The 17,961-nt window shown below is 29.7% G+C and carries 20 protein-coding genes and 1 pseudogene; 6 read left to right on the top strand and 15 right to left on the bottom strand.

The features are described 5' to 3' along the window. Position 1 precedes the first annotated feature (1 nt). Together ACWYN7_RS07545 and ACWYN7_RS07540 are read left to right on the top strand one after the other, a co-directional pair. Positions 2–2,566, top strand: a complete 2,565-nt coding sequence (locus tag ACWYN7_RS07545; RefSeq protein WP_462859301.1) for a circularly permuted type 2 ATP-grasp protein — start codon at positions 2–4, stop codon at positions 2,564–2,566. 1 nt (position 2,567) lies between these two features. Next, positions 2,568–3,461, top strand: a complete 894-nt coding sequence (locus tag ACWYN7_RS07540) for a transglutaminase family protein (protein WP_462859299.1) — start codon at positions 2,568–2,570, stop codon at positions 3,459–3,461. A 64-nt stretch (positions 3,462–3,525) separates the two neighbouring features. On the opposite strand, the gene ACWYN7_RS07535 is transcribed toward ACWYN7_RS07540, so the two are convergent. The 3 genes and pseudogenes from ACWYN7_RS07535 to ACWYN7_RS07525 form a co-directional block, all read right to left on the bottom strand. Beyond that, a complete protein-coding gene (locus tag ACWYN7_RS07535) occupies positions 3,526–3,729 on the bottom strand; it encodes a hypothetical protein (RefSeq protein WP_462859298.1) in 204 nt (67 codons plus the stop codon). Positions 3,730–3,931: 202 nt separating this feature from the next. Continuing rightward, positions 3,932–4,135, bottom strand: a complete 204-nt coding sequence (locus ACWYN7_RS07530; protein ID WP_462859297.1) for a hypothetical protein — start codon at positions 4,133–4,135, stop codon at positions 3,932–3,934. Between the two features lie 138 nt (positions 4,136–4,273). Then, positions 4,274–5,168: pseudogene (locus ACWYN7_RS07525) on the bottom strand (EamA family transporter). A gap of 94 nt (positions 5,169–5,262) precedes the next feature. Between ACWYN7_RS07525 and ACWYN7_RS07520 the strand changes: the two are divergent. After that, positions 5,263–5,892: a TMEM175 family protein gene (locus tag ACWYN7_RS07520; RefSeq protein ID WP_462859296.1), complete on the top strand. Its 630-nt coding sequence runs from the start codon at positions 5,263–5,265 to the stop codon at positions 5,890–5,892. Positions 5,893–5,992: 100 nt separating this feature from the next. Here the strand turns inward: ACWYN7_RS07520 and ACWYN7_RS07515 are convergent, their stop codons facing one another. Next, positions 5,993–6,133 carry a hypothetical protein gene (locus ACWYN7_RS07515; protein WP_462859294.1) on the bottom strand — a complete coding sequence of 47 codons (141 nt, stop codon included), beginning with the start codon at positions 6,131–6,133 and terminating at the stop codon, positions 5,993–5,995. Between the two features lie 180 nt (positions 6,134–6,313). On the opposite strand from ACWYN7_RS07515, the gene ACWYN7_RS07510 reads away from it, so the two are divergent. From ACWYN7_RS07510 to ACWYN7_RS07500, 3 genes are read left to right on the top strand one after another with little or no spacing between them, the layout of a single operon-like run. Beyond that, entirely contained in the window at positions 6,314–6,469 is a 156-nt protein-coding gene (locus ACWYN7_RS07510) for a YqaE/Pmp3 family membrane protein (protein ID WP_462859293.1), read from the top strand. A 7-nt stretch (positions 6,470–6,476) separates the two neighbouring features. Continuing rightward, positions 6,477–6,764, top strand: coding sequence for a hypothetical protein (locus ACWYN7_RS07505; protein ID WP_462859291.1), 288 nt, complete (start codon positions 6,477–6,479; stop codon positions 6,762–6,764). Position 6,765: 1 nt separating this feature from the next. Beyond that, on the top strand, positions 6,766–6,903 hold the full coding sequence (locus tag ACWYN7_RS07500) for a hypothetical protein (protein WP_462859290.1): 138 nt from the start codon (positions 6,766–6,768) through the stop codon (positions 6,901–6,903). A gap of 210 nt (positions 6,904–7,113) precedes the next feature. Here the strand turns inward: ACWYN7_RS07500 and ACWYN7_RS07495 are convergent, their stop codons facing one another. The 11 genes from ACWYN7_RS07495 to ACWYN7_RS07445 form a co-directional block, all read right to left on the bottom strand. Beyond that, a complete protein-coding gene (locus ACWYN7_RS07495; RefSeq protein ID WP_462859288.1) occupies positions 7,114–8,118 on the bottom strand; it encodes a glycoside hydrolase family 43 protein in 1,005 nt (334 codons plus the stop codon). A gap of 109 nt (positions 8,119–8,227) precedes the next feature. Continuing rightward, positions 8,228–8,827, bottom strand: a complete 600-nt coding sequence (hisIE, locus tag ACWYN7_RS07490) for a bifunctional phosphoribosyl-AMP cyclohydrolase/phosphoribosyl-ATP diphosphatase HisIE (protein ID WP_462859286.1) — start codon at positions 8,825–8,827, stop codon at positions 8,228–8,230. Between the two features lie 96 nt (positions 8,828–8,923). Further along, entirely contained in the window at positions 8,924–9,679 is a 756-nt protein-coding gene (hisF, locus tag ACWYN7_RS07485) for an imidazole glycerol phosphate synthase subunit HisF (protein ID WP_462859285.1), read from the bottom strand. Between the two features lie 65 nt (positions 9,680–9,744). Continuing rightward, positions 9,745–10,503, bottom strand: a complete 759-nt coding sequence (hisA, locus tag ACWYN7_RS07480) for a 1-(5-phosphoribosyl)-5-[(5-phosphoribosylamino)methylideneamino]imidazole-4-carboxamide isomerase (protein WP_462859283.1) — start codon at positions 10,501–10,503, stop codon at positions 9,745–9,747. A 54-nt stretch (positions 10,504–10,557) separates the two neighbouring features. Next, the gene (gene hisH, locus ACWYN7_RS07475; RefSeq protein ID WP_462859282.1) at positions 10,558–11,139 is read right to left on the bottom strand and encodes an imidazole glycerol phosphate synthase subunit HisH; all 582 of its coding nucleotides are present in this window, start codon (positions 11,137–11,139) and stop codon (positions 10,558–10,560) included. Between the two features lie 79 nt (positions 11,140–11,218). Beyond that, positions 11,219–12,355: a bifunctional histidinol-phosphatase/imidazoleglycerol-phosphate dehydratase HisB gene (gene hisB / locus ACWYN7_RS07470; protein ID WP_462859280.1), complete on the bottom strand. Its 1,137-nt coding sequence runs from the start codon at positions 12,353–12,355 to the stop codon at positions 11,219–11,221. Further along, a complete protein-coding gene (gene hisC, locus ACWYN7_RS07465; protein ID WP_462859278.1) occupies positions 12,355–13,410 on the bottom strand; it encodes a histidinol-phosphate transaminase in 1,056 nt (351 codons plus the stop codon). Before hisC ends, hisB begins: the two co-directional genes overlap by 1 nt. 36 nt (positions 13,411–13,446) lie before the next feature. Continuing rightward, positions 13,447–14,733, bottom strand: coding sequence for a histidinol dehydrogenase (hisD, locus tag ACWYN7_RS07460; RefSeq protein ID WP_462859276.1), 1,287 nt, complete (start codon positions 14,731–14,733; stop codon positions 13,447–13,449). A gap of 169 nt (positions 14,734–14,902) precedes the next feature. Beyond that, complete coding sequence (gene hisG / locus ACWYN7_RS07455; protein ID WP_459485947.1) at positions 14,903–15,760, bottom strand: ATP phosphoribosyltransferase; 858 nt, start codon at positions 15,758–15,760, stop codon at positions 14,903–14,905. A gap of 377 nt (positions 15,761–16,137) precedes the next feature. Then, a complete protein-coding gene (locus ACWYN7_RS07450) occupies positions 16,138–16,752 on the bottom strand; it encodes a LysE family translocator (RefSeq protein ID WP_462859273.1) in 615 nt (204 codons plus the stop codon). Positions 16,753–16,884: 132 nt separating this feature from the next. Beyond that, the gene (locus ACWYN7_RS07445) at positions 16,885–17,919 is read right to left on the bottom strand and encodes a quinone-dependent dihydroorotate dehydrogenase (RefSeq protein ID WP_462859271.1); all 1,035 of its coding nucleotides are present in this window, start codon (positions 17,917–17,919) and stop codon (positions 16,885–16,887) included. Between the last annotated feature and the right edge of the window lie 42 nt (positions 17,920–17,961).

The raw sequence follows: 17,961 nt of genomic DNA, 5'->3' as shown, positions 1-17,961 counted from the left end.
TTTGATTAAAACACCAATAAGCTCTTTTTTTAATGATTACTTTAAAGATTTTGAAAACTATGATGAAGTTTTAAAATCGGGTATGGAAATTAATCCTAATTGGGAAAGATTGCTCAATAACTTTTCTAAATTAGGGATTGATGAATTAACAAAGAGACAAGAAGATTTAGATTGGTTACTTGCAGAAAACGGAGTAACGTACAACGTTTATAACGATCCTAATGGTTTAAATAGACCTTGGAGTTTAAATATTATTCCTTTTGTAATAGAAAAAAAAGAATGGAAAACTATTGAAAAAGGATTACAGCAACGTGCCAAAGTTTTAGATCTTGTTTTAAAAGACATTTATGGTAAGAGAGAATTAATTAAAAACGGCATTGTACCTTACGAAATTATATTTTCACATCGTGGTTTTTTAAGACCTTGCCACCAAATACAATACAAAACTGCAAAACAATTATTAATACATTCAGCAGATTTAGCCAGAGGTCCTGATGGCCAAATGTGGGTGGTTAATGATAGAACTGAAGCCCCTTCTGGTTTGGGATATTCTTTAGAAAATCGTTTTTCTACAAGCGAGGTTGTACCCGACTTTTTTAAAGAAATAAATGTAAAAGAGCCTTTTGGTTTTATTAAAGATTTTAACGAGTTATTAATTAATGCAGCTCCATCAAACAAAGAAAACCCAAATATTGTAATTCTAACTCCTGGGCCTCATAACGAAACGTATTTTGAACACGCTTATTTATCATCATTCTTTGGCTATCCTTTAGTAAAAGGAAATGATTTAGTGGTAAGAGACAATAAAGTATGGATTAAAACATTAAAAGGATTAATACAGGTTGATGTAATTTACAGACGTGTAGACGATGCGTATTCAGATCCTTTAGAATTAAATGGAAATTCTTATTTAGGCGTTGCTGGTTTATTAAATGTAGTTAGGCAACAAAATGTTGCAATTATGAATCCTATAGGAAGTGGCGTTTTAGAAAACCCTGGTTTAATTCCGTTTATGAATTCTATTTGTAAATATTTCTTAAAAGAAGATTTAATATTACCACAAATAGCCTCTTGGTGGTGTGGCCAAGAAAAAGAACGTAAACACGTTTTAGACAATTTAAAAAACTTTGTAGTAAAACCTATAGACAATACACATAGAGAACATATTTATTTCTGTGAGTTTTTAAATGAAACAGAACTCGAAGACCTAAAAAAAGAAATTCTAGCGAAACCTTATCATTATGTAGCTCAAGAAAAAATTTCATTTTCTACAGCACCAAACTTATCAAACAAACAATTAGAGCCAAGAAAAGTAATGTGTAGAACTTTTGCTGTAGCCAAAGAAAACGGTTATAGTATTATGCCTGGTGGTTTGGTAAGAGTTGCAGCAGAAAGAGAACAATTAAGAGTTTCGAATCAAAAAGGAGGTACAAGTAAAGATTTCTGGATTACCAATAGCGAAAAAAGATCTTACAAAAAAAGACAAAGATTTCATTGGCATCATTCTGCTTCAAATAATTTATCTGGTATTGGAAATATACCAAGTAATACCGCCGAAAATTTATTTTGGTCTGGTAGATATTTATCTAGAACTTTAGTTACTGCAAGATATATTAGAATGGTTTTAAACCAAATGTATAATTCTGAATTTAATAAAAGAGAATCTGATTCAGAAAACTTACATATTTTATATCAATCTATCACACATTTAACTTCTATTTTCCCTGGTTTTACAGGTAAAAATAAGGAAGAAGCTCTTAAAGATCCTTTAAAAGAAATTGTAACTGTACTTTTTGATAAATCAAAAATTGGTAGTTTGGCGCATGCCTTGTCTTCATTTAAAAACTCCTATTATTCACTAAGAAATCTTTGGTCTAAAGATATGTGGCGTGTGTACGATGTGTTAGAAAAAACTTGGCAAGAATTCGATAAAGAAGACTATAACAATATACCTAAAATTACAAAGTTATTAGATACAATAATTATAAATTTAATTGCATTTATTGGTTTAATTGAAGAAAGTATTTTGGTAGAACAAGGTCTTTTGGTGTATTTTATTGGCTTTCAAATGGAACAAGCCATCATGTGTGTAGATAAGTGTAGAGCATTATTAACTATAAATTATGAAGAGGATGTTGAGTACGAAATTTTAGAATCTCTATTAAACAGTCACGAAAGTTTAAATATTTACAGATATAGTTTTAGATCTTACTTAGATATCGAAAATGTGATTAATCTAATTCTATTAGATAATTCTTATTCTAGATCTTTAAAATATCAACTAAATAGAATAAGAAAAGACATCTTTAGACTACCTACAAGAAGTGATGACGCTAATTTAACCTCAGTGCAAGCCTCAATTTTAAATGCATGTAACTTAATAGATGAAGCAAAAGCCACGAACTTAATTAAGGTTGATAAAAACTCTGTTACAAGGTTAGAATTAGAGGAATTACTATCGGGTTTAAGCGATTTAATTCATAAAACATCCATGTCTTTAACAGATATGTATTTCAATCATTCAGATGAGCAAATACAGTTGTTCAATCAAAATTATACATCTTAATATGATTTTTTCTATCATACATAAAACGATTTATAAATACGATAATAACGTTACCTATTGCCATAATTTAGCCATTTTAAAACCCAAAGTATTTAGTGGCCAAAATGTTTTAGAATACAATTTAGACATTACACCAACACCCACAGTAATAAAAGATAATATTGATTTTTTCGGGAATGATGTAACTCATTTTTCAATAGAAAAACAACATAAAGAGCTCATTGTAACAGCAGTTAGTAAAGTAGATCGTTCTTATAAACTACAACAGAACGATTTTACATCAGAAGCTTGTAAATCAATCACTTTGGCAGAAGCTTTGGTAAAATTAAACTCATTAGAGCCAGAAATTATAGATGCAAAACAGTTTTTATTAGATTCTGTTCTTATTAAAAATATATCGTCTACAATACACGATTATGCTAAAGTATCTTTTAAAAAAGATCGTTCTGTGTTTGAAGCTGCAAATGATTTAATGAAAAGAATTTTTACTGAATTTAAATTCGACAGTACCTTTAGCACAATAGCAACTCCCATACAAGAAGTTTTGGAAGCCAAAAAAGGAGTTTGCCAAGATTTTGCGCAAGTAGCTATTGCCTGTGTACGTTCTATGGGTTTACCTGCAAGATATGTAAGTGGTTATATAGAAACTTTACCACCTCCAGGAAAAGAGAAACTTGTAGGTACAGATGCATCTCATGCTTGGTTTTCTGTTTTTATTCCAGGTTTTGGATGGGTAGATTTCGATCCTACAAACAATCAAATTCCAAAAGATCAGCACATTGTAATTTCTTATGGTAGAGATTATTATGATGTACCTCCATTAAAAGGAATAATTTATGGTTCTGGAAAAAGTATAATGCAAGTTTCTGTAGATATAAGACCAGCCATGCTCTAAAAAATCTTCAAAAAAAAACGAAAAGATTTATATTGAGGTCCATTATTTTTTTATAGAACTACTATTAGCTTGCAATATGATATTTTACATTTTCAACTGTATAACTTTTAAGGGCGCCTTTACTTTTTAATTCGTCCATAATAGTATATAAAGATAAAATCATAGATATATTATCAACTTTTTTTAAAATTTGAAAACTGGTTAAAGGTTCTTTCTGAACTGCATCTAACACTGATTTTTGTTGCTCTGTTAAATTATTGAATTTCATGGTAAACTTATTTAGGATACTCTAAATTACAATAGATTTAAAATGAAATTTTAAAAATTAGACAAAAGAAACTTTAGTTTATTTTAAAGACCAATTTTTATAGATAAACTGCAGTTTCGTAAAATTATAAAAATATAAAAACGCTATTTCTGTTGATATTTACAACCAAAATAGCGTCTTTTTTTTTTAGGTTAAAATAGAATTAAGCAGCGTAATGATACTTTCTATTTTGTTTTACGTAGCTTTTTAACACACCTTTACTATTGAGTTTATCTAAAATATTATACAAAGATAATATTAATGAAACATTCTCAACTTTTTTAAGGATTTCGAAACTGGTTAAGTGTTCTTTTTGTACTGCATTGAGTACAGACTGCTCAGTAGCAGTTAGATCTGAATTTAACATAGGGGTTAAGTTTTAAGGTTAAACAAATATAAACTTTTTTAAATTAATTTGATATTTTTTTAACGAAAAAATTAGCTTTTTATCTAAAAAAAGTTTATGTAGAAATTAATGTTACAATATCTACAAAATAAGGTTTATCTATCTTCTTTTTCTTGAGGTGATAAAATATACACCTGTTAACAAAATTGATGATGCAATTATAGATTGTTTAGTTAGGTTTTCATCTAAAAAATACCATCCCATAAATAACGCAATTACAGGATTTACATAGGCAGAGGTAGACACTTTTTCTGGAGAAACAACCTTTAGTAAATAATTGAATGCAGTAAATGCGATAATACCACCAAAAACAATTAAAAGTAACATAGAAAATTGTACTTCTTTACTCCATTTTAAAGGAGAACTCCAGTTTTCATTAAGACTAATACTGATAACAAAAAGGATAAAACCAGCCATTAACATTTGATATCCTGTAGAGGTCATAAAACTTTTTGGTAGTTGTGCTTTAGAAACAAATACGCTACCCAAACTCCAGCTTAAAACACAAGTTAACATCATAAAAATACCTAATAATGTATCTTCTGAGGTTACCAATTCTTTTTGACTCACTAATAAATACATTCCAAACATACCCAAAGCAACACCAATCAACGATTTTTTTTGTAGCGGTTTTCTATCTATCAACCTTAATAAAAAAAGGACAAATAGTGGTTGTGTAGAAGCCAATAGAGCTCCAAAACCACTATCTACATATCGTAAAGCCCATACAAAAACCCCATTACCATACACTAAAAAAGAAAAAAGAAGCAATGGCCGAATTTAAAAATTGTTTTCTTGTAATCTTTAAAGGTTGTTTTAAAACCATAGCTAATAAAATCATTAAAGAACCTGCCACAAAAAAACGAATAGAAGCTAAAAAAAATGGTGGCAATTCTGTAACTGCAACTTTATTAAATAAATAGGTAGACCCCCAAATTACATAAATTGAAATAAAAGAGAATACGATTAAAATTTTCGATTTTTTCAAAGTGATAAATTAAAGAACAAAAATACTATTATAATATTCTGTGCTATTTTTATTTATCACAAATTTTTAAATATTATATTTGAAAGTATAGATAAAAATTATGAAAAACGAAACTTTTGATAAAGCTAGAGTAATTAGTTTTAGTGATGCAGTTTTTTCTATAGCCATTACACTTTTGGTATTAGATGTTGTAGCACCAACTTATAAAGAATTAAAAACTGGAGATTCTTTACTGATTTTAGAAAATAGAATTCCGAGCTTTATTGGTTTAATCATTAGTTTTATAGTTATTTCTTTGTATTGGGTGGGTCATATGCGAATTATGAAATATGCTTCTACAATCAACAAAAAAGTTTTACGTTATAATATTTTACTTTTATTCTTTATCGTTCTTCTTCCTTTTTCAACGGCTTTTTATGTAAGAGGTTTTATGCTAAAAGGTCCGTTTGCTTTTTACTGTTTTAACTTATCTGCCATTGGTTTTTTTAATTTTTTACTGAATGCTTACATCCCCAAAAAAGAAAAAGGATTAACAGGCATAACTCCTGTTTTAGCAAGCTATTTTAAATACAGAGCATTTATTGCATTTATAGTTTGGGTGTTGGCAGGTTTATTGGCTTTTGTATTGCCAATGGTTTCTATATTCTTATTCTTATTCATTTTTATAGGCGAAGCTATTTTGGTAAAAGTATATCGAAAAAAATTAAGTAGTGAAGCAGTTATTTTATAAATATTTTCTTTTTTGATTCTTCTATAAAGAGTAATTCTATAATTGCTTTTAAATAAAAAAACGCTCACATAAAATTGTGAGCGTTTTTTTAATATTTTAACTAAGAGTTTTGTTGTTTTTCTTTAATTGTTTTGTGATCAATATCAAAATCTTTGTTCTTATCTAAATCAATTGATGTACTGATTGGATGATTTTGTTTTTCTGTTCTCTTGAATTTTCTTTTATCATTTATATGTTCCATAATATTAATTTTAAGTTCATTGTAAATATACAAAACAAACCTTAATTTTACAGTTAAACACTTGTTAATAAATTAGTTACATTGTTAAAATATCAAAAGAGTTAATATTTACATCTTTAAAGTTAACAATAACTTTTACATATATTTAAGTTTGTATAACTAACTAAATAGAAGAAGAAAATGTCAATTTTAACAATAATTATAAGTGTTTTATTACCACCTCTAGCTGTTTTTCTAAAACACGGCTTGGGTAAAGAATTTTTAATAAATCTATTATTAACCTTTTTAGGTTGGTTGCCAGGTGTAATACATGCATTTTATGTAAACAGTAAATAAAAACAAGATGAAAAAACAAAATAAAGAATACAATTCTACTATTACAACTGAAGATTTACAAGCTTTAGGCGATAAAGCAGGTAATTTAAGAAATGATAATGCTGATGATGAATTGCTTAAAAATAAAGTAAATAAAACCGATTTTATGGGTGATGAATTAGATATACCTGGCAGAAAAACACCAAAAAGTAGCTCTGAAAAATTATTGAAAGATGAAGAAAATCAATTGTATAGTTTAGGAAGTGAAGAAAACGAAAATTTAGAAATAGATACCATAAATAAAAACTCAAAATAATATGACGAACAAAGAAGATAAAACTCCAAATAAGATTAATAAAAAAAAGAATTTAACCTTAAATTTTAACGATGAAGGTGATGCTGTATCAAACAATAGGTCAGGAATTAATTATATCCCTGATGAAGAAATTAAATAATTGAAAAATATTACCAAAAAAAACCTCATAAGCCTAAACTTATGAGGTTTTATTATAAGTATAAAATAAGTCTTATTGATGTCTACCTTTCAAATCGGACTCAATACATTTTTAAGGTAAAACCTTTTTTTATATCAGACTTAAATAATGAAATAATAAATCCACCTAACTTGTCTAAAAATAATTCATCATTATTTTTATTGAGATTTACTAATCTTTTACATTTTGCATAAAATCTGGAAAGCCACTTGCTGTAAATTTAAGTTCTCTTGCTCTTGTTGCTCTGTTAGGGTCTAAAAGCTCAGAACCAACAATTTTTTTATAATCTCTTGCATGATAAATCATAACTACAGTTTTACCATCTTCTGCAACTGTAAAGGAATTGTGTCCTGGACCAAATCTATTTAAATTATCATTACTATAAAAAACTGGTGCAGGCGATTTGTTCCATAATTTTGGGGCCATGATATCTTTATTTTCATCTATCCATAACAAACCAATACAGTAATTATGATTTGTAGCACTTGCAGAATAGGTAATAAATATTTTACCATTCTTTTTTAAAACTGCAGGACCTTCATTAACATTGTATTTCATAGTTTCCCAACTAAATTCTGGTTCTGTTAATACAATTTCTGGACCTATTAAAGTAGTTGCATTTTTCATTTCGGACATCACTAAAGCAGTGCCATGCTCTCCTCCTCTAACATTTTGAGCCCAAACTAAATAGCGTTTTCCATTATGTGTAAAACTAGTAGCATCTAAAGAAAAAGAATCTTTTTGTGTTATAATTCTTCCTTCCTCTTTCCAAACTCCTTTAGTTGGATCTTTTGAAGTGTTAGACAGTGCCCACATTCTAATATTCCATATATTTTCGGCTTCACCTGCAGCAAAATATATATACCATTTCCCATCAATTTTGTGTAATTCTGGAGCCCATATATGATGTCCCATTACACCTTTATCATGCTTTTTCCAAATTATTGTTTCTTTTGCTGTTTTTAAGCCGTTGATGGTATTTGCCTTTCTAATCACTATTTTGTCATAAGTAGGAACTGTAGCAATCAAATAATATGTACTATCTGTTTTTATAACCCATGGATCAGCTCTTTGTTTGGCTATTGGATTTTTAAACTCTAAAGTTTGTGATAAAAGGTTTGCTTGAAAAAGGAAAATTAAAATACCTGTTTTAAATAGGCTATGATATAATTTCATAAAAAAAAATATTTGAATAAATTTTAAATATAGTTAACTAGTAATAAATAAAAAATTTTACTGATCCTGTTTTTAAAAATATCCTGTTAAAATTACATATTAACCTAGGCTATTTGTGTCTACCTTTTAATTCTGCTTCAATATCTTTTAAGGTAAATCCTTTGGCTTGTAATAACATTAAATAATGGAATAATAAATCTGCTGATTCGTATAAAAATAACTCATCATTGTTATCCATAGCCTCAATAACCGTTTCTACAGCCTCCTCTCCTACTTTTTGTGCTACTTTATTAATCCCTTTTGCAAACAAACTCGCTACATAAGATTTCTTTGTATCCTTATTTTCAACACGTTCTTTAATCACATCTTCTAAAGTAGAAAAGAAACCAAAATTCGAATTATTTTCTTCGTTCCAACAAGTATCTGACCCTTTATGGCAAGTTGGCCCTTTTGGATTCACCTGAATTAACAAAGTATCATTATCACAATCTAGTTTCATATCCACTAAATTCAACACATTGCCACTTTCTTCACCTTTGGTCCATAACCTGTTTTTAGTTCTAGAAAAAAAAGTTACCAAACTCGTTTCTTTGGTTTTGTTGAATGCTTCTTCATTCATATACCCCAACATCAATACATTTTTTGTAGTTGCATCTTGAATGATAGCAGGTACTAAACCATCGTTATTTTTATTGAAATCTATATTCATAATATTATTTTTCTGTCATTGCGAAGCAAATGATAATTTGCTGGGGCAATCTGTTTATTTAATAAAATTACTTGGTCATTCTTCCTCTTAATGACGCTACAATCTTACAGGAATATTTTGTTCTTTTAATGCTTGTTTTAATTCTAAAATAGGGATTTCACCAAAATGAAAAACGCTAGCTGCCAAAGCTGCATCAGATTTTCCATCAATAAATGTATCTGCAAAATGCTGAATTGTTCCTGCTCCACCAGAAGCAATAATCGGAATATTTACCAATTCTGATAACTGTGCCAAAGCTTCATTTGCAAAACCAGCTTTTGTTCCATCATGATTCATAGAAGTAAATAAAATTTCTCCTGCTCCTCTTTCTTCCACTTCTTTTGCCCAATCAAAAAGTTTTATTTCTGTAGGAATTGTTCCTCCTGCCAAATGCACAAACCATTCTCCATCAATTTGTTTTGCATCAATGGCAACTACTACACATTGACTACCGAATTTATCTGCCAATTCACTTACCAATTCTGGCCTTTTTACTGCGGATGAATTTATAGAAACCTTATCTGCACCACATTTTAATAAGGCATCTACATGCTCTACAGAAGATATTCCACCACCAACTGTAAACGGAATATTTACTTGTTCTGCCACTTTTAACACCATATCTAAAGTAGTTCCTCTATTTTCTAAAGTAGCTGCTATGTCTAGAAAAACCAGCTCATCTGCTCCTAAATCTGCATATTGTTTTGCCAAAACAACAGGATCTCCAGCATCAATTAAATTCACGAAATTAACCCCTTTTACAGTTCTTCCGTTTTTGATATCTAAACAAGGTACTATTCTTTTTGTTAACATTTATTATAGCTTTTGGCTTTTGGCTTTTGGCTGTTTGCAAATAGCAAACTGCTAAAAGCAAATGACTATTTTTTTATTATAAAATTCTCTAATTGTTTTAAACTGATTTTATTTTCATAAATCGCTTTCCCTATGATTACGCCTTCGCAACCATTTTCTGCTAGTTTTGGCAATTCATCGAATTTAGAAATTCCTCCAGACGCAATAAGTTTTAGAGATTTCTCAACTCCGTTTGAAATGACAGTTTTACTTAAAATATCATTATAAACATTAAAACTTGGGCCTTGCAACATACCATCTTTAGAAATATCTGTACAAATTACATACTGAATTCCCTTTTGTTGATAATCAGAAATAAAAGGAATCAACTCTAAAGCACTTTCTTCTTGCCAACCATTTGTAGCAATTTTTCCTCCTGTTGCATCAGGATAAAAATCGGCTCCCAAAATTATTTTCTCTGAACCATATTTAGCAATCCAACTTTCAAATATTTGTGGATTTTTAACAGCAATACTTCCTCCTGTAATTTGATTTGCGCCTGAATTAAAAGCAATTTCTAAATCTTTATCAGACTTTAATCCACCTCCAAAATCAATCTTTAAATTGGTTTTGGTAGCAATTTGCTCTAACACTTTATAATTGATGATTTGACTTGCTTTAGCGCCATCTAAATCTACAACGTGTAAATATTCGATTCCTGCTGCTTCAAATGCTGCAGCAACTTCTAACGGATTTTCGTTATATATTTTTTTGGTATTGTAATCGCCTTTTGTTAAACGAACACATTTTCCTTCTATGATATCTATGGCTGGAATTATACGCACTTTTTATCTATTTAATAGACCTTTCAGGTTTTTAAAACCTGAAAGGTCTTAATTTTATAATTTTAAAAAATTCTTTAATATCTGCTCTCCTGCAAGAGATGACTTCTCTGGATGAAATTGCACTCCATAAAAATTATCTTTTTTTAACGCTGATGCATATTCGATTTCATAATCTGTAGTTGCAATCGATTCTGCGCATTCTTCTGCGTAAAAACTATGTACCAAATACATAAATTCTTTTTCTTTAATGCCAGCAAATAATTCAGACTCCAGGTTGTAAATTACATTCCATCCCATTTGAGGAACCTTTACATCATTAGAAAAACGTTTTACAGCCACATCAAAAATACCTAAGCCTTTAGTATTTCCTTCTTCAGAAAAATTACACATCAATTGCATGCCCAAACAAATACCTAAAACTGGTTGTGTTAAAGTAGGTATTACTTTATCTAAACCACTTTCTTGTAACATTTTCATAGCAGAACTTGCTTCTCCTACTCCTGGGAAAATTACTTTATCAGCAGCTTTTATTTCATCAATATTATTCGATAAAACAGCATCAATCCCCAGACGTTTAAAGGCAAATTGAATGCTTTTTATGTTACCTGCTCCGTAATTTATAATCACTAATTTCATTTTTCTATTGGTTTTTGGTTGATAGTTTTTGGTTGATGGTTCAAAAAAAAACTAACGACTAAAAATTATCATCTATCAACTAAAGAAGTCCTTTTGTAGATGGTAAAAACATCTTATTTGCATCTCTTTTTACAGCCATTTTCATTGCTTTTGCAAAGGCTTTAAAAATTCCTTCTATTTTATGATGCTCATTATCACCCTCTGCTTTTATGTTTAAATTACATTTTGCACCATCTGTAAACGATTTAAACAAATGTAAAAACATTTCTGTTGGCATGTCTCCAATCATTTCTCGTTTAAAATCTGCATCCCAAACTAGCCAAGGTCTACCACCAAAATCAACTGCTGCTTGCGCTAAACAATCATCCATAGGCAAACAGAAACCATAACGTTCTATCCCTAATTTATTACCTAATGCTTTGTGAAATAATTCACCTAAAGCAATCATAGTATCTTCTATGGTGTGGTGTTCATCAACCTCTAAATCACCATTAACTTTTACAGTTAAATCCATAGCTCCATGTCTACCAATTTGATCTAACATGTGATCGAAAAATTTAACTCCTGTATCAATATCATTTTTCCCAGAACCATCTAAATTTAGTTTAATGTAAATTTTAGTTTCATTGGTATTTCTGGTAATTTCAGAAACTCTATCTTCTAGTTTTAGAAACTCGTAAATGGCTTTCCAATCTGTAGACGTTAAAGCAATACAATTTAAAATTTCTTGTTTAGAAGTTTCAATTTCATCTGCACCTAATTCTGGGTTTTCTGATAAAAATATTCCTTTTGCTCCAAGATTTTTAGCCAATTCCATGTCTGTAATTCGATCACCCAAAACAAAAGAATTTTCTAAATCATAATCATCAGAAAAGTATTTGGTTAACAAACCTGTTCTTGGTTTACGAGTTTCTGCATTTTCATGCGGAAAAGTTTTATCGATACAAACTTCAGAAAAAACAACACCTTCTTTTTCGAAAGCAGCAATAATTTTATTTTGAGCTGGCCAAAAAGTATCTTCTGGAAAAGAATCGGTTCCTAAACCATCTTGGTTGGTAACCATTACCAATTCGTAATCTAATTCTGAGGCAATTTTTGCCATGTATTGAAACACTTTAGGATAGTACTCTAATTTTTCTAAACTATCTAATTGATAATCTACAGGTGGTTCTAAAACTAGAGTTCCGTCTCTATCTATAAATAATACTTTTTTCATTATTGTAATGATTTTAAAGCTCTAATTAATCTTTGATTTTCTTCGCAAATACCAACGCTAATTCTAATACAATTATCGCATAATGGTTGTGTAGATCTGTTTCTAATTACAACTCCATATTCTATTAATTGTTTGTAACGTTTATTGGCATCGTCTACTTTTATAAGTAAAAAATTACCATCAGAAGGATATACTTTTTCTATAAAACTGACACAACATTCTAACTCTTGCTTTAGGCGTTTTCTTTCGCTGATTAATTGTGCAACCTCATTGTTAATTTCCTCTATTTTTTGCAAACGATCAATGGCTCTTTTCTGCGTTAATTCGTTTACGTTGTATGGAGGTTTTATAGTGTTTAATATTTTAATAATTTCTTTTGATGCATAACAAACTCCCAAACGAATACCTGCCAAACCAAAAGCTTTTGATAAGGTTTGAGTAATGATTAAATTCGGAAATTTATTCAATTTTTTTAACCAACTTTTTTGGGTTGAAAAATCGATATAAGCTTCATCTATAACTACTAAACCTTTAAATTTTATCAGTAATTCATGCACAGATTTTTCTGTAAAACTATTGCCAGTTGGATTGTTAGGTGAACATAAAAACAGAATTTTAGAATTCTTATCACTTGCATTTAAAATCTCAGTAATTTTTGGCTGAAAATCTGTAGTTAATAATACCTTTTTGTTTTCGATATTATTTAAATCTGCCAAAACAGAATACATTCCGTAAGTTGGTGGCAAAGTTATAACATTGTCTACTTTGGGTTCGCAAAATGCCCTAAAAATTAAGTCTAAAACTTCGTCACTACCATTACCTAAAAGAATATGTTCTGGTTCTATTTCTTTAATTTTTGATAAGATTTTTTTTACATCACTTTGTTGTGGATCGGGATAACGATTTACCCCATTTTCGAAAGGATTTTCATTGGCGTCCAAGAAAATCATATCATTATAAGTTACATCTTTATACTCATCTCTTGCAGATGAATAAGGTTTTAAAGATTTAATGTTCTCTCTTACTAGATTGTTGATGTTAAAGTCTGTTTTCATACTTTAAAGACTCCAAAAAAGGAGTTTTAGTTACAATTATTTTTGCAAATTTTTTAATCGGATGGAAACCGCATTTTTATGTGCTTGCAAACCTTCTGCTTCTGCCATTAATTCTATGGCATTTCCAATATTTTTTATCCCCTCTTCAGATATTTTTTGAAAAGTAATACTTTTTGTAAAACTATCTAAATTTACACCTGAATAGGCTTTAGAAAAACCATTTGTTGGTAAAGTATGATTTGTACCAGAAGCATAATCTCCTGCACTTTCTGGTGTATAATTACCAATAAAAACAGAGCCTGCATTTGCAATATGATCTACATATAAATCATTGTTATTGGTACAAACAATAAAATGTTCTGGGCCATATTCATTAATTAATTCTAAAGCAACTTCATCATTCTCAACTAAAATAGATTTAGAGTTGGCAATGGCTTTTTGGGCAATTTCTACTCTTGGTAATACTGCTAATTGCTTTTCAATTTCTTTTTCAACTTCATTAATCAATTCTTCTGATGTGGATACTAAAATAACTTGACTATCTACTCCATGTTCTGCCTGACTTAATAAATCTGATGCCACAAAACTTGCATTTGCAGCATTGTCTGCAACTACTAACAATTCACTTGGTCCTGCAGGCATATCTATTGCCACACCAAATTTTGTTGCTAATTGTTTGGCAACCGTTACAAACTGATTTCCAGGTCCGAAAATTTTATACACTTGTGGTATAGTTTCTGTTCCGAAAGTAAAACCTGCAATGGCTTGAATTCCGCCAACTTTTACAATTTTAGTTACACCACATAAATTAGCTGTGTATAAAATTGCTGGATTAATTTTACCTGAAGCATTTGGTGGAGAACACAAAACAATTTCGCTACAACCTGCAATTTGAGCAGGAACAGCCAACATTAAAACTGTAGAAAATAAAGGTGCTGTGCCTCCAGGAATGTACAAACCTACTTTTTGAATTGGTCTTTTTTCTTGCCAACATTCTACTCCGTTTGCAGTTTCTACAAAAACTTTTTCTGTTTTTTGAGCTTTATGAAAATTAGTAATATTTTCTTTTGCTAATTGAATAGCTGCTTTTAAATCTTCTGAAACTAAATTTATAGCTTCTGCAATTTCTGCTTCTGAAACAATATTGTTTTCTAAAGAAATACCATCGAACTTGGCTGTATATTTTTGTACAGCATGATCTCCATTTTTCTGAATATCAGCAAAAACTTCATTTACTATACCTTCTATATCATCTACTGTTTTTGTTGGTCTTTCTAAAATTTGAGACCAAGTTTCTTTTGATGGGTTATTGATAATTTTCATAATGATTAAATTCTATAAACTTGCGTAAGCGTTAGGGATTGAATGGCTTGTTTGAGCTCTTTTTTGTTTTTCTCAAAAAAAGCGAGTAATGAAAGCCCGTTAAAACGCCCAAAAAATTATTTATCTTGTTCATTTATACCTACAAGGTTGCTAAAACCTTGCAGGAAAATTAAAGCACCATTTTTTCGATTGGACACACTAAAATACCTTCTGCTCCATTGGCTTTTAACTCGTCTATGATTTCCCAAAATTCGTTTTTAGAAATTACAGTATGCACTGAGCTCCAACCTTTTTCTGCCAAAGGCAAAACAGTAGGACTTCTCATACCTGGTAACAATTTTAAGATACTTTCTAACTTATCATTTGGTGCATTTAGCAATATATATTTGGAATTTCTGCCTTTTAAAACTGACTGAATTCTAAATTGTATTTTCTGTAAAATTGCTTTTCTTTCTTCGTTAATTTGAGGTGAAACTGCTAAAACCGCTTCCGATTTTAACAAAACTTCAATCTCTTTTAAACCGTTTTTAAATAGTGTACTTCCACTAGAAACGATATCGCAAATACCATCTGCTAAACCAATATTGGGTGCAATTTCTACTGAACCATTAATTTTATGTAACTGAGCATCAATATTTTGTTCTTTTAAAAACTTTTTTACAGTTTCTGGGTATGAAGTTGCAATGCGTTTGCCTGCCAAATCTTTCAATGAACTAGCATTTGATTCTTTTGGTACAGCAATAGATACTTTACATTTCGAAAAACCCAAACGTTCTACAAACTGAATATCGTTTCCTTTTTCGATTAAAACATTCTCGCCAATTATGGCAGCATCTACTACTCCGTCTTTTAAATACTGAGGAATATCGCCATTTCTAAGGTAAAAAACTTCTACAGGAAAATCTCTTGCAGCTGCTTTTAATTGGTCTTTTCCATTATCGATAGAAATACCAATGTCTTTTAAGATTCGCATTGAATCTTCGTTTAATCTTCCTGATTTTTGTACTGCAATTCTTAAGTTACTCATTTTTGTTTTTTTATGATGCCTGAGCAAATTTGGTTTAGATTCCTGCCTTCGCAGGAATGACAACTTTAACGTTTTTTTTTAATTAAAAAAACCTGTTTGATTTGCTCAAACAGGTTTATAAATATCTTGATTTTATTCAATACATTTTTAAATCGCTTGAGAGCAATTGTAAAAATGATGGTGATGTGCTTGAATAAAGTTCATTACTTTTTTAAATCTGTACAAATATCTTAATATTATATAATAACTTCCAAATGATAATCAATATATTTTTGATGGTTTATAATATTTATCAAAATTTAACATTTTGTTGAATTTTATTTCTGAAAAGATTGATTTTTATTTTTGATACTATCATTTGATAGTATCAAAAAAAACTACATCAAAATAAAAACAGCAATGGCTACAAAAACCACAATTTGCATCCATTTTAAATACAATCCGATTTTTTTATTTTGTTTTATAGTACTTGAAATTGCTCCTGCTAAAAAGGCAATTGTAGAGAAAATGATGAAAGAAACCATCATAAAAACACCTCCCAATACATAAAATTGTACAACTGTAGAAAGATCATCAGAAAATAAAAACCCAGGAAAAAAAGCCAAAAAGAAAATAGATACTTTAGGGTTTAACACATTCATAATAAACCCTTGTTTAAATAATTGTGTGGTTGTTTTTTCTGCAACATTTTTATGGGATAAAATAATATTTGCATCTGATTTGTATACTTTATAAGCCAAGTACAACAAATAAATGGCTCCAAATAATTTGATGGCAAAAAATAATTTTTCTGATTGTTTAATAATCGCTGAAACTCCAAAAGCCAATAAAGTGGTGTGTACCAAACAGCCTGAAATTAAACCAAAAACAGTTGCTAAACCAAATTTTCTGCCATTTACAATACTTTGGGTTAGCACAAAAATATTATCTGGTCCTGGAGATAATGCTAACACTGAAGTAGCAAGTGCAAAAGACAAAAGTATTTCTAACATTGGTGTAAAAATACGGTTTTTTGATTTTTAGATGTTTGGAATTTTAGCTTGTTAAATATGGATTACCGTTTTTACCGGAATTACACTAAGCCATTATTAGGTGAGAACCTGAAACAAGTTCAGAATGTCAAATCAGTGTTTTTCTAAAACTGCCTTGTTGATTCTTTTTACCAAGCTTGGCCCTTCGTAAATAAAACCTGTATAAATCTGAACCAAATCTGCACCTGCATTTAATTTATCTAAAGCATCTTGTTCTGAATGAATTCCTCCTACCCCAATAATCGGAAAAGATTTGTTCGATTTTTCTGATAAATATTGAATGACTTTTGTACTCTGATTTTTAATTGGCTGTCCACTTACACCTCCATTACCAATTTCTTGCAAACGTGCTGCTGAAGCTTTTAAATTATCTCTTGTAGTAGAAGTATTTGATGCAATGACTCCATCTATTTGAGTTTCTGCTACTAATTCTATAATTTCATCTAACTGAATATTATTTAAATCTGGCGCAATTTTTAAAAGAATTGGCTTTTGTTTTTCTTCTTGATTGTTCAATTTTTGACATTCCGTAATTAGCTCAACCAAATACTCTTTATCATTTAATTTAGCATGACTACCAACATTAGGACAACTAACATTCAATACAAAATAATCTACATAAGGATGCAAACCTTTAAAACATTCTAAATAATCTGCTGTATAATTTTCTGGTAAGGTTTGGGTGTTTTTACCAATATTACCACCAATAATTACTTTGCCTTTGTTACCTTTTAACTTTTCTATGGCAGTTGCTAAACCCTCGTTATTAAAGCCCATTCTATTGATGATTCCTTGATCGTCTTTTAAACGAAATAATCTTTTTTTAGGATTACCTGCTTGTCCTTTTGGAGTTACAGTACCAATTTCTATAAATCCAAATCCGAAATTTGCCAATTCGTTATACAAAACCGCATTTTTATCAAAACCCGCTGCTAAACCAACAGGATTTTTAAAAGTTAATCCAAATAAATTACGTTCTAACTTTTTATCATTAACTTGATAAAGACTTCTAAAAAGATTGGGAATTAAAGGAATTTTAGATAAAAACTTTACCAATGCAAATGTAAAGTGATGAATTTTTTCTGGATCGAAAAGAAAGAAAATTGGTCTAATTATTAGTTTGTACATAATTTACTTTTATAAAAAAAGCCCCTAAAAAGGAGCTTTGTA

The organism is Polaribacter sp. M10 (assembly GCF_054968445.1).
Note: the sequence above shows the minus strand (reverse complement) of the source record. Positions and strands in the feature narration are given on the sequence as shown.